The organism is Methylobacterium sp. SyP6R (assembly GCF_019216885.1).
In the GTDB taxonomy this organism is placed as follows: domain Bacteria; phylum Pseudomonadota; class Alphaproteobacteria; order Rhizobiales; family Beijerinckiaceae; genus Methylobacterium.
This window is the reverse complement of sequence record NZ_JAAQRC020000001.1, coordinates 5,924,214-5,936,425: the sequence shown is the minus strand read 5'-3', so window position 1 is coordinate 5,936,425 and position 12,212 is coordinate 5,924,214. Positions and strand designations below refer to the sequence as shown.

8 protein-coding genes and 1 pseudogene are annotated in these 12,212 nt (G+C 58.0%); 7 read left to right on the top strand and 2 right to left on the bottom strand.

The genetic code is table 11. The features are described 5' to 3' along the window. Positions 1–88 precede the first annotated feature (88 nt). The 5 genes and pseudogenes from HBB12_RS27260 to HBB12_RS27240 all read left to right on the top strand — a co-directional run bounded on the left by HBB12_RS27260 (position 89) and on the right by HBB12_RS27240 (position 6,851). Positions 89–1,147: a ligase-associated DNA damage response exonuclease gene (locus tag HBB12_RS27260; protein ID WP_236992228.1), complete on the top strand. Its 1,059-nt coding sequence runs from the start codon at positions 89–91 to the stop codon at positions 1,145–1,147. After that, entirely contained in the window at positions 1,144–2,838 is a 1,695-nt protein-coding gene (locus HBB12_RS27255) for a cisplatin damage response ATP-dependent DNA ligase (RefSeq protein ID WP_236992227.1), read from the top strand. Before HBB12_RS27260 ends, HBB12_RS27255 begins: the two co-directional genes overlap by 4 nt. Then, positions 2,835–3,125: pseudogene (locus HBB12_RS27250) on the top strand (YjbQ family protein); the annotation flags it as partial. The gene HBB12_RS27255 and the pseudogene HBB12_RS27250, both read left to right, overlap by 4 nt. Positions 3,126–3,185: 60 nt before the next feature. Then, a complete protein-coding gene (locus tag HBB12_RS27245) occupies positions 3,186–4,928 on the top strand; it encodes a recombinase family protein (protein WP_236992226.1) in 1,743 nt (580 codons plus the stop codon). A gap of 210 nt (positions 4,929–5,138) precedes the next feature. Continuing rightward, a complete protein-coding gene (locus HBB12_RS27240; protein WP_236992225.1) occupies positions 5,139–6,851 on the top strand; it encodes an AIPR family protein in 1,713 nt (570 codons plus the stop codon). A gap of 436 nt (positions 6,852–7,287) precedes the next feature. Here HBB12_RS27240 and HBB12_RS27235 read toward each other — a convergent pair whose 3' ends face one another. Together HBB12_RS27235 and HBB12_RS27230 are read right to left on the bottom strand one after the other, a co-directional pair. Next, positions 7,288–7,554, bottom strand: coding sequence for a hypothetical protein (locus tag HBB12_RS27235; RefSeq protein WP_236992224.1), 267 nt, complete (start codon positions 7,552–7,554; stop codon positions 7,288–7,290). A gap of 113 nt (positions 7,555–7,667) precedes the next feature. Beyond that, a complete protein-coding gene (locus tag HBB12_RS27230) occupies positions 7,668–7,868 on the bottom strand; it encodes a hypothetical protein (RefSeq protein ID WP_236992223.1) in 201 nt (66 codons plus the stop codon). A 1,164-nt stretch (positions 7,869–9,032) separates the two neighbouring features. Here HBB12_RS27230 and HBB12_RS27225 point away from each other — a divergent pair. Next, complete coding sequence (locus HBB12_RS27225) at positions 9,033–9,287, top strand: hypothetical protein (RefSeq protein ID WP_236992222.1); 255 nt, start codon at positions 9,033–9,035, stop codon at positions 9,285–9,287. A 475-nt stretch (positions 9,288–9,762) separates the two neighbouring features. Then, complete coding sequence (locus HBB12_RS27220) at positions 9,763–12,210, top strand: hypothetical protein (protein WP_236992221.1); 2,448 nt, start codon at positions 9,763–9,765, stop codon at positions 12,208–12,210. The last annotated feature ends 2 nt before the right edge of the window (positions 12,211–12,212 follow it).

Here is a 12,212-nt window from a genome sequence, read left to right as displayed (position 1 = left end):
GAAGCGGCGGGGGAGGGACGAACCGTCCGGGCCGCCTATATACCCGGCCCCGGTCCCGGGAAGAGGCCTCACCGCGCAACGAGGACGAATGGCGCCGCGCCCCACCGATCTCCTCACCCTGACCCGCGAGGGGCTGTATTGCCCGCCCGGCGACTTCCACGTCGATCCGGTCCGCCCGGTGCCGCGCGCGCTCATCACCCACGGCCATGCCGACCATGCGCGGGCCGGGCACGGTGCGGTGCTGGCGACCCCGGAGACCCTGCGCATCATGGCGGTGCGCTATGGCGAGGATTTTTGCACGACCCGCCAGGAAGCGCGGCCCGGCGAGGCGATCCGGATGGGCGGCGTCACGGTGCGCTTCCATCCCGCCGGCCACGTGCTGGGCTCGGCGCAGGTCGCCATCGAGCAGGGCGGCTGCCGGATCGTCGCTTCGGGCGACTACAAGCGGGCGCGCGACCCGACCTGCTCAGCGTTCGAGGTCGTGCCCTGCGACGTGTTCATCACCGAGGCGACCTTCGGCCTCCCGGTCTTCCGCCATCCGGTCGCCCGCGACGAGGTGCGCAAGCTGCTCGATTCGGTGCGGCTCTTCCCCGAGCGCACCCACATCGTCGGCGCCTACGCGCTCGGCAAGGCGCAAAGGGTGATGGCGCTGCTGCGGGAGGAAGGCTTCTCGGATCCGATCTATCTGCACGGTGCGATGGAGAAGCTGACGGATCTCTACCGGCGCGAGGGCATCCCGCTCGGTGAGACGGTCAAGGTCGTGGCGGCGGAGCGGCCGAAGCTCGGCGGCAGGATCGTGATCTGCCCGCCCTCCGCGATCCAGGACCTGTGGTCGCGCAAGTTCCCCGATCCGGTCACCGGCTTCGCCTCCGGCTGGATGCGGGTGCGGGCGCGCGCCCGCCAGAAGGGCGTCGAGCTGCCGCTCGTCATCTCCGACCATTCGGACTGGGACGACCTCTGCCGCACCATCAAGGAGACGGGGGCCGGCGAGGTCTGGGTCACCCACGGCCAGGAGGATGCCCTGGTGCACTGGTGCGGCACGCAAGGGATCCGGGCCAAGCCCCTGCACATGCTGGGCTACGGCGACGAGGGCGAGGCGGAGCCGGAACCCGACGCCAAGCCGCAAGCTGCGGAGACGGCCGCGTGAACGACTTCGCCCGTCTCCTCGACCGCCTGGCCTACGAGCCGCGCCGCAATGCCAAGCTGCGCCTGCTCCAGGAGTTCTTCCGCCATACCGCCGATCCGGATCGCGGCTACGCGCTCGCCGCCATGACCGGCTCCTTGAGTTTTCGCGAAGCCAAGCCCGGCTTGATCCGCGGCCTCGTCGAGGAACGGGTCGATCCGGTGCTGTTCCGGCTGTCGCACAATTATGTCGGCGACCTCGCGGAATCGACGGCGCTGATCTGGCCAGGGAGGGGCGATGCGCCGGGGCCAGGCCACAACAACCCGCCGGTGCCGACCCTGTCGGAGGTGGTGGAGGCGTTGGGCACCATCGGCAAGGGCGAACTGCCGGCGCGGCTCGCTTCCTGGCTCGACGCCCTCGACGAGACCGGGCGCTGGGCGCTCCTCAAGCTCATCACCGGCGAATTGCGGGTCGGCGTCTCGGCCCGGCTCGCCAAGACCGCGGTGGCGAGCCTCGGCGGGCACGAGGCCGATGCGGTCGAGGAGGTCTGGCACGGGCTGGAGGCGCCGTACCCCGAGCTGTTCGCCTGGGTCGAGGGCCGGGCCGGCCCGCCGGAATCGGTCAACCCGGCGCCGTTCCGCCCAGCCATGCTGTCGCATCCGATCGAGGAGGAAGCGGATCTCGAAAAGCTCGAGCCGGAGGCGTTCTCGGCCGAGTGGAAATGGGACGGCATCCGGGTCCAGCTCGCCGGCGGGCGCGACCGCGACGGCAGGCAAGTCCAGAAAATCTATTCACGCACCGGCGAGGACATTTCCGGCGCCTTCCCGGACCTCGCCGAGGCGATCACCTTCTCGGGCGCCGTCGACGGCGAATTGCTGATCCTGCGCGAGGAACGGGTGCAGAGCTTCAACGTGCTCCAGCAGCGCCTCAACCGGAAGGCGGTGACCGGCAAGCTCCTGCAGGACTTCCCGGCTCATGTCCGCGCCTACGACCTCCTGGCCGAGGACGGGGAGGACCTGCGGCCGCTGCCCTTCGCCGAGCGCCGGGCGCGGCTGGAGGCCTTCGTCGCCGGGCTGGATCACGCCCGCATCGATCTCTCGCCGCTCGTACCCTTCGCCGACTGGGAGGCGCTGGCCGCGGCCCGGGCCGATCCGGCCTCCGTCGGCGCCGGGCCGGATGCGGACGCGATCGAGGGCGTGATGCTGAAGCGCCTCACCAGCCCCTACCAGCCCGGCCGGCCCAAAGGGCCGTGGTGGAAGTGGAAGCGCGAGCCCTACCTCGTCGATGCGGTGATGATGTACGCCCAGCGCGGCCACGGGAAGCGCTCGTCGTTCTATTCCGACTACACGTTCGGGGTCTGGCGCGAGGCGCCGGACGGGGCCGAGGAGCTGGTGCCGGTGGGCAAGGCCTATCACGGCTTCACCGACGAGGAACTGGCCAAGCTCGACCGCTACGTCCGCAACCACACCACCAAGCGCTTCGGCCCGGTGCGGGAGGTGGAATACGGGGTGGGGAAGGGGCTGGTGCTGGAGATCGCCTTCGAAGGCGTGCAGCGCTCGACCCGGCACAAGTCGGGCGTGGCGATGCGGTTTCCCCGCGTCAGCCGGATCCGCTGGGACAAGCCGCCGGCCGAGGCCGACCGGATCGAGGCGCTGGAGCGCATCCTGGCCCGCGGCGAGAAAGAGGTTCACCCCGGACGGGAGATCGCCGGATGAGACGCGTCGAGATCATCGCCGAGGGTCCGGTGACCCGCCAGGCCACCGGCCGCCTCGTGATCGACACCAGGGGCCAGGGCTTCACCGAGATCACCGAGGCGGCGGCCGGCTTCGTGCGCGAGGCGGGCTTGCGCCACGGTCTGCTCACGGTGTTCTGCCGCCACACCTCGGCGTCGCTGACGATCCAGGAGAATGCCGACCCGGACGTGCGCACCGACCTGATGACCGCCCTCGACGGGCTGGCGCCGCGCCATGGGCTTTACGTCCACGGCATCGAGCGGCCTGACCGTTTGCAAAGACAAGACTGAATCGGTATAAACCACGGCAGTGATAGAGTTTTCTGCCCCATGACCCCGAACCTCGACGCCCTCGAACTACCCTACGATCCGAATCGGATCGTCTCCGATTACGCTCGAATGAGCACCCTGAAGCAGTTGAAGGGCGGCTCGCTGCGGCGGCAGTTAGCCGCAGCCACAGCCTGGGTAGAACGGTACGGGGGACGGCTCGAAGACCCCATCCGGGACATCGGCGTTTCGGCTTATCGCGGGGCCAACAGCAGACGGGGTGCGCTGGCCGGGTACATCGAACGGGTGCGATCGGGTCAGTTGCCACCCTGCTCGGTGCTGTTCGTCGAGAACGTAGACAGATTATCGCGCGAGCCGCCGTTCCTCGCCTACGATCTGATCCGCGAGTTGCTGCGGCTGCGCATCTTCGTGGTGCTCTTCGATCTCGGCTGGGTCCTGTCAGAGGACACCCTGATCCGGCATCCGGGGCGGATTTCGGATCTGATCAACTACATGCAACGGAGCCACAACGACTCGGCGACCAAGTCCGTTCGTTCGTTGGAGGCGAGCGAAGAGCGGCGACGGAGGGCGAAGGGCGGTGCACCGTACTCGCGGACCGGACCGGCGTGGCTCACGTGGACGGAAACCGGGTGGGAGAAGAACACGGAGCGGAGCCGGGTCATCGAGCGCATCTTCTCCCTCGCACTGGCCGGGATGGGCTCGTACCGGATCGCACTCAACCTCAATCAGGAGAGCGTTGCAACCTTCGGGGGATCGGCTGCGTGGCAGTCGAGCTACGTCAGCAAGATTCTGCGCAATGAGGCGGTAGTCGGCACGTGGCAGCCGATGCGGCTCGTGGATGGCAAAGAAGTACCGGCCGGAGATCCAATCGAGGGGCACTTCCCTAACGTGATCGACAAGGCCGATTTCTTGAAGGTGCAGCGGGAGATCCTGCCGAAGAATGCGCCCGGACCGAAAGGCAAGCATTTTACCAACTTGTTTACCGGGCGTTGTCGCTGCGATCTTTGTGGCTCGTCAATGACTCTAATCTCGTCGCAGAAGAAGGGGAAGCAGAAGTTCGGTTATCTTGTATGCTCGAAGAAGGCCCGCTTAAAAGCGTGCGATGCCCCACGAAATTTCCGCAGCGATCTCATTGAGGACGCCGTACTTCGCCACGTTGATGTAGATCTTGGGCGAATCGTCCACGATAAGGCAAACTCGATGCAGGTCATGCATCTGATAAAGGCAATCGGTGACGTGGAATACAAGATCGAGCAGGCCGAGAAAGCACACCAAAACTTTACGGCGGCCTTGGGTTTGGCGAATCCTGATTCTTTCAATAGTCTAATGGCCCTGATCAACGCGCGTTCATCTGAGATTGTAGCGCTCAGGGCGGAGGTGAGCACGCTCAAGGATGATCTCGACCGACTGAATGGCACTCCGCCGGATCTCGCCGCGGACCTTCAGCGGCTGCGCGATAAGCTCGATAAGGCGAGCGGGGAAGAGCGTTACCGGCTGCGCGCTCGCCTCTCGCAAGTGCTGGCGGACGCAATCACCGAGATGGTCTGTGACCCGGTCCGCCACGAGGTGCGGGTGAAAACCGGCAACACCCACTTCATCTTCTCCGGTGCTGGAGATGTGGCAGGTGTGATCATGCCACACTACGATACCGCCGAGACCGATCTGCGTGACTGGTCCGAACAAACGCAGGTGAAGGTTCAGCGCATGGGAGACTCAGTCCGCATCGACAGTATCCAGGGAGCGGTGATGTATAAACTTACGTGGGCTCCAACTTGGGCTACGTGAGTCATCGCAAAGGTGAACGTCACATGGGCCGAGGCCAGACGATTCAACCCATTCCAGCCGCGAGAGGATAAGGATCACCCGTGCCACCGTGGATGCTGGATTCGCCGAATTGGCCCCGGACACATCTATTCTCTTGCAGCGATCCTTCGGCTACCTATACCATATGATGTATCGCTCTGACCGGCCTTGGGCAGGCAGGAGAAAAAAGTTATGAACGCTGCTGATCTGGAATACAACAATCTTACAAAGATCATAGCGCCCTACGTTGCCAAAGGTCTGCCGGAGTCAGCCGCATTTTTGGACTGGTTTCTTGAGCACATCTTCCGACTTGATGATGTCGAAGCGCAAGACTCGATCTGCGATACTTCAAATGACAAGGGCATCGACGGGATTTACGTTGATGATTATTCAGAAGAAATTATATTCTTTCAGACAAAAATAAAACAAAATCCAATTGCTACGCTTGGAGACACTGCTCTGAAAGAGTTCAGCGGCTCTATAGCGCAGTTTGATACTGTTGAAAAAATCGACGCAATACTGGCGGGAAATGCAAATTCAGAACTGAAAAAATTGATTGCGTCCAAACAACTTAGTGATAAGCTTTCGAAGGGCTACACTCTACGTGGCGTTTTTGTCTGCAACCAAAACCCCGACGAGAATGCACTGCAATATCTTTCTGTTCATCCACATATAAGGCTTCATGATAAACAGAAGATTTCGTCTGAATTCATTGATCTTTCGCTAGCAAGTGGTGTAAAAAGCAAATTCTCATTTGATTGCGAGCAAGCCCCTCTTGAGTTGGCCGTAACAGACCTTGCAAAGCTCTATCTTTTTGCGGCTCAAGCAGTAGAACTTTCGAAGTTGCCCGGGATCTCTGACGGCCAGCTTTTCTCACAGAACGTTAGGCTCAGCCTTGGAAATACGGAAGTTAATAGGGCTATTTCGAAGACGATACGCTCGAAGGATGAACACAAGAAATTTCCGTTATTCCATAACGGAATTACACTCCTGTGTGATAGCGCGAATTATCGAGATGGCAAGATCGATGTAGAAAATTTTGTCGTTGTTAATGGTGCGCAAAGCTTGACTGCTTTATATCATAGTCGGAATGAAATCACCTCAGATCTTAGATTTCTACTGCGCGTGATTGAAGTTAGTGGGAACGAGGATCTCTCTAAGCAAATTACATTGATTAGCAACAATCAAAATGCGATCAAGCCAAGAGACCTAAGATCAAACCATCAAATACAAGTTCGTCTTAAACGTGAGTTCGAAAAGCTGAGTTTCGAAGACTATGTATTTGAGGTGAAAAGAGGAGAGGACAACGGAGGAAAAAATGTAATCAGTAATGAAGAGGCCGGCCGTTTATTACTGGCGTTTGATTTGGGCGAATCGTGGTACTGCCATCAAATTTACAAAGTATTTGATGAATATTATACAAGAATATTTGGTAGACCCGAAGTAAGCGCAAAGCGCATCATATTCATGCATATGATCATGCAGTCCATAAGGGGGCAGCTAGGACAAATTGATAATCAGCCGTTCGCGAATTATACACTTACGCGGTTCTTTTTGCTAGATGTGGTTGCACAGATACTTCGCAAAGATGCAATCGGAGCTAAATTCGCAAAAGACCCTGGCAAAATATTAAGCGATACTACCGAACGTTTCAGATTCCTTGAGATCATACGTGGGATATTGAACGGTGTGATCGTCGATCTGAACTACGAAGTGAAGAGACGCGGAGAGAATTTTGACTATAAACCGCTACTGAAAACCGCGGTCAGCAGCAGGGAATTAGCTCAAGAGTTGATTGAAACCTACGAGAGGGATGTCGCACGAGGAAAAGCCGAAACAGTCGAGCAGGCATGGAAGAAGGCGTCTGTGTCGGCAGAACACACCCGTAACCCCGGAAACTCATGATCTTGACGCGAAGAATCTGTTCATCAAGCTAGTCCGGACGCGCAGATGCTCAGGGATCGCACCGAAGATCGCGCTAGGAGGCCCGTATCTGGCCCTCATGGCCGCGCAGACCGCAGACGGCAGGGCAATGGACACCCGGTCGCCGATCTTACCTACGGTGTACTGAAGGGTGTCGAACATCCGCTCCTTGCTAGGGGCGATCTGAATCGGCAGCACCCGGCCGATGTCCCGCATCGGTTCGATCTAACGGGGCAAGGTGCCGGACTTCAGCGACTTGAGCACCGCGCGATCACTCATCAAGCGAGCGACGTCATCGAGTGCGCGACATTCAAGGCGTTCCACCGCCGGGTTGGCGACAGCGACGAGGAGAAAGAATCTCTCCCGATCGTGGGGACGTGGCAGCCCGGACCTCAGCCGCCTCGCCCGCCCGTCACGTCTAGCGTAGTCGCGCTTCGAACTGCTTCGCCTCGTCGGGGCAGTCGAGCACGTCGGTGAGGGCGTACCAGCCCCGCTGACCATTGCGACCCGCCGAGGACCAACGCTCTCGGCGGAGCGCGTAGCTCACCTCCCGGTGGACGATCACGCCACGCTCGTCCGCCCACTCCTGAAGCTCGAACTCGTCCAGCTTCTCGGAGTGGGTGAAGCAGACCGGGTGGTGCATGTCCTGCCAGCGTCGGCGTAGCTCGGGGTGCTTGAGCCCCATCTAGATCATGGTCGCTGAGGTGTGGACGTCGAGGTTCGCGGACCACCTCATGGCCCGCTTGATCAGGACGCTCCGGTTCAGGCCCGTCGTTCGCAGATGCACCTCGCGGAGAATCACCCTGAGCGCAGCCCGGCGAGTGAGGGCGAACTGCGGGGGAGGGGCCGCTTCGGCGTAGCGAGGCCAGTCTCGTACTCCCACATCCTGCCATGGGTGTGGTGATGCAGCAGGACGGCGAAGCGGCTCTTGTGGTCAGCCGCCCGCCAGACCGACCCCGGGAAGCCCCCGTAGCCGGTCAGGCGGTAGACGAGCCTCACGTTCAGGTTGGCAGCACCAAAAACCCCATGGTGGAATCTACGTACTGAGCCAGCGTCTCAGCTTAAGATCCGGTAGCTCCGGCCGAAACCGTCCGGCCCAACGCCAGAGCGAACTAATGAAGGGCAGAGCCAGACGCTTCCCGCTACCGGCGACTGCTAGAGCCACGAAGCTCGCGCTCGTGCCGCCGCCGCCGCCGCCGCCGCCGCCGCCGCCGCCGCCGCCGCCGATCAAGGTCGATCCGTTCGGCTCGTCAATACCCCCAGCCGTACACGCCATCACGACGCCGGACATTCGATGCGGGCGACACACGGAGTCGCTGGCGCAAGCCCTGGGTGATCGATCCGGGAGCCGAGACCAAAGGATCAGCGGTGACGGCAGCGTAGGGTTCGCCGCCGGTGAGCAGGTCGGGTCCGAGATGGGCCAGTAGGGCCGCGCAGAATTCTCGCGAGAGACATCCAAATTCGCGGGCCTGAACACAACTACGGGATCGAGCTTAGGATGGGAGAGAGGTGGATTCGTGCGATGCCCAAATCAGGATCTCTCGCAGGTGCGCTGAGCGTCGATCCCCGAATCACTAGATGGGGGCTCCCAGCACCTCACGCATCGTACAAGATCACGATCAGCGCAGACGACACATAACAGCAAATGATCTGAATCGACGCGCGTTTCGCGCGCTATGAACCCATCACCGTTTGCGTTCAGCGCCTGTAGGAACGAACCAAGATATTTGTTCGCAACCAGCTTTGTAACCCGGAACATAATCATCCGACTGCCCTCCGGCCGAGAAGATCGGCGACGTGGATGTCACGCACGATCGCTGCGTCGATCTCACGAAGCTGGGCAGCTAAATCTTCGGGAACGAGGATGGCGGCCTCTGCCAATCGTTGTCTGAGTCGGGCCACGACCCGAGGGCTTACCCGGGCAGTGGCTCCATCCCGACGACCGTAATCCCTCAGGAGATCGCGTGATTTTTCGCACCAGCAGACAGAGAACGAAGTTCTGGAGTTAGTCAGCCCCAGAGCGTGCAATCGTTCAAACGTTCGTATAATTTGATAACCGTACATGGTATTATTTATTAATGGAGCGGGATTTCTGGCGGGATAAATACCCTTGAACTTGGAGTGGCCAGTTCAATGTGGTCAACGCGAACGCAAGAGAGAAAAATGAAAGCCTCACAATTCATTTCTAGATACATCGATCCCGGGAAGATGACAGCGGCGTTTTTTGCGGAGCTTAAAGATGCTCTATCTCGACAGGGGGTGAACGATAGCGAGGATTTGCTCCAAGCAATGTACGGGAACGAGAGGGAGGATCTTGAGCTTGAGCAAATTCGGCTTGATCTAATAAAGACGCACGCTGAAGTTGATGAGCTTCTGGCATCAGCAGCCAAAGATCGCGCTGACGCTGACAGATCCTGAACAATACGCCTTAGCTGACATGGTTATACACCACGACAATAGTGCTCGTTCGTCCGCTGCGGCTTCTGTGAGCAAGCATCGAATCGCATTCTAAATGCGCCTTGAATGCACCCCTCGTTGAGCGCTCAGGCGGACTCCGCGAGTAGTGAATGACAGGTTGCCGGCACGCATTTCGAGATGCCCGATCAGACGGTTTGACACCGCCTCTCTGACGCTACGTTCCTGTCTCGTTCTTGTGCGGAGGCGAAGCATGGTGGCGGTCGGCAGTACGGACAATGCGGGTGCGCTGGCTAGCTTCGATGCCGATCTCGCAGCCTACCTAGATGCTGCCAGTAGGGACGCCGATCAGGCCCACGCATAGGCGCTGTTAGACCTGATTTGCACCCAGCATGCTCTTGAGGCCGCTCGGAAACTCATCTCGTACGATATCAAACATCGAACCGACAAGATTCTGCGGCTGGTCCGCTGGACGGTGATGCGCCGCTCGGTCTATGAATCCGTGTGGCTATCACGATTTTCGAGCATCTGTTTCATGAGCTTAATAAGCGATCTTGCGCGTGCGCGAACAGAAGAAGATGTGAAAGACGCCTACATCAAGGCGCTTGGCCTAAAGTCATACTTCAAAGGTCTGGTCGATATCCAGACCGAGGAGGTCTGGTTTGAGGCAAAAGACGCGCCAACACCTTCAATAGTGATGTTTGGACAGTTGCTTTTCTATATTCGAGCGGCAAGAAAGCGAGGCGAGGCGATTCCCGCATTCCTAGCTGTCATCGACCGCGATAAGGCGGCGATAATGCCGACCGAAAAGGCACTACCTCTACTCGACGATAAAGCAATCCTCTGGCCAAAATCAGGCTCGCAGGCGGGTAAGGAACTCGCAGCACAGATTGCGCCCTATGTTCAAGCGCATATCGTTGAATATACTATTGCGCACGATGAAGCCGCGTTCATAAGCGCCCTAAAGGAAGCAATTCGAGAACGCCGGATCATCCGTACGCCGATCACCCCCGACAACCTGCGTCAGGTGTTCGACCGCTGGAAGGTCTTGATCGGCGACGAGATGGGCGTCCAGAGGGAAGCTGACTATGCTGTTCTATTTTTCGCCGACATCATGCATGATGGCGAAAGAGAAATGATCAACACGTTAGAAGCTCGCTTATTCGTTACTGCTGACGGACCAAAATTTTTTCTGCGAGGTCAGACTTACGAATTGGCATCCCAGCGCGGCTATAAAAACTTTTGGGCGATTTACCACCGTCCGCCAGAAAGCAAACACCGCCATTATCTGCTGGAACGTCGGGACAGTCTCCTCCCGGTGGATGAACAGAAATTTAAGGGTGCGTTTTATACACCACTTCATATCGTTGATAAAGCATACGATCAGTTGCGTGCGACGCTAGGAGAAGACTGGCAAAATCGCTTTTTAGTCTGGGACATGTGTGCAGGAGTTGGCAATCTAGAGGCTAAGCACAGCAATCTGCGCAACGTTTTTATGTCCACGCTGGATCAAGCTGATGTGACGATCATGAGATCGAACCCAGCCTTTGCTGGAGCGGAAATATTTCAGTACGATTATTTGAACGATGACGTCACCGATTTCGGAGGAATCGACTATACCCTCTCAAATAAGCTTCCAATGGCGCTGCGAAAAGCGATCTCTGATGCCAAGGAAGGCAAGAAGGGTGCGAAGCCTGTTCTGGTGCTGATCAATCCACCTTATGCAGAGTCCGGTTCAGGGACAGCGAAGGGTGATGAAAATAAGATTGGCGTAGAAAAAACTAGAATCAATCTATGGATGCGCGAGTTAGATCTCGGCTATGCCAGCAAAGAGTTGTTTACGCAGTTCCTAGTCCGTATTCGCCACGAGCTTCCGAGTGCAAAGCTTGCGCTCTTTAGTACACTTAAGTACGTCAATGCGCCAAACTTCGAGCCATTTCGACGATTTTGGCTCGCAAAATACTTAGAAGGGTTCGTTGTACATAGTCGTGCGTTCGACGGTCTAAATGGTGACTTTCCGATTGGTTTCTTGATCTGGGACCAAAGCTGTAATGAACCTATATCTGATGTTATGACAGTTGCTTTGGATCATAATGGCTCGTTGGTCGGGGAAAAAGCTTATGCGGCTCGACCCAAAACGACTATGCTTAACGCATGGATTCCTGCACCAAAGGCCAGCGGAGATCTTGCTCTTCCACTTTCCAATGCGATTACTGTATCTAGAAATCCAAGAAAGAAAAATTCTTGTGAAGGAGCGATCGGGCATTTGTTCGCGGGCAACAATGATGTGCAGAATGCGGGTACAGGAACTTGTATAACTTCTTCCATTTACACCGGAAGGAATGGCGGAGGTGTTTTTATAACGCCGGAAAATTTGCCGAATGTAGGAGTCGTTTTTTCTGTCCGCCGGCTGACTAAACCGACATGGCTGAACGATAGAGATCAATTCTTGCAGCCCTCTCAACCGTTGACAGACGAGTTCAAGGCGGATTGTCTCATTTGGATGCTTTTCAGTGGCCATAATCTAACCGCCGGAGCCGATGGAATACATTGGATTGGTCGTGACTGGTCTCTCACAAATCATTTCGTTCCCTTCACCGAAGCGGAGGTCGGCGCGGTTGGCCGGTTTGAAAGTGACTTCATGAGCCAATACGTTGCTGGCATTACATTTTCCTCCGAAGCACAGGCGGTACTAAACGAAGGTCGCAGAATATGGTCGCGGTTCCATGCCACGAAATTTCCACGTAAGATCCAAGACGAGTACAAGCTCGGTCGCCCTGATGCCGGGTGGTATCAGATTCGGCGTGCACTCGATGCCTACAGCGATACCGAGTGGACTGACTTCGGGCCATACAAAGTCGCATATACCGAGCTATCTGCGAAGCTTCGGCCACTGGTCTTCTCGCTTGGCTTCTTACCGAACTAGCG

Excerpts from the sequence above, each read along its gene's own strand:
- HBB12_RS27235 (WP_236992224.1), bottom strand. The coding sequence starts at position 7,554 with ATGGGGCTCAAGCACCCCGAGCTACGCCGACGCTGGCAGGACATGCAC.
- HBB12_RS27225 (WP_236992222.1), top strand. The coding sequence starts at position 9,033 with ATGAAAGCCTCACAATTCATTTCTAGATACATCGATCCCGGGAAGATG.
- HBB12_RS27240 (WP_236992225.1), top strand. The coding sequence starts at position 5,139 with ATGAACGCTGCTGATCTGGAATACAACAATCTTACAAAGATCATAGCG.
- HBB12_RS27245 (WP_236992226.1), top strand. The coding sequence starts at position 3,186 with ATGACCCCGAACCTCGACGCCCTCGAACTACCCTACGATCCGAATCGG.
- HBB12_RS27220 (WP_236992221.1), top strand. The coding sequence starts at position 9,763 with ATGCGCCGCTCGGTCTATGAATCCGTGTGGCTATCACGATTTTCGAGC.
- HBB12_RS27260 (WP_236992228.1), top strand. The coding sequence starts at position 89 with ATGGCGCCGCGCCCCACCGATCTCCTCACCCTGACCCGCGAGGGGCTG.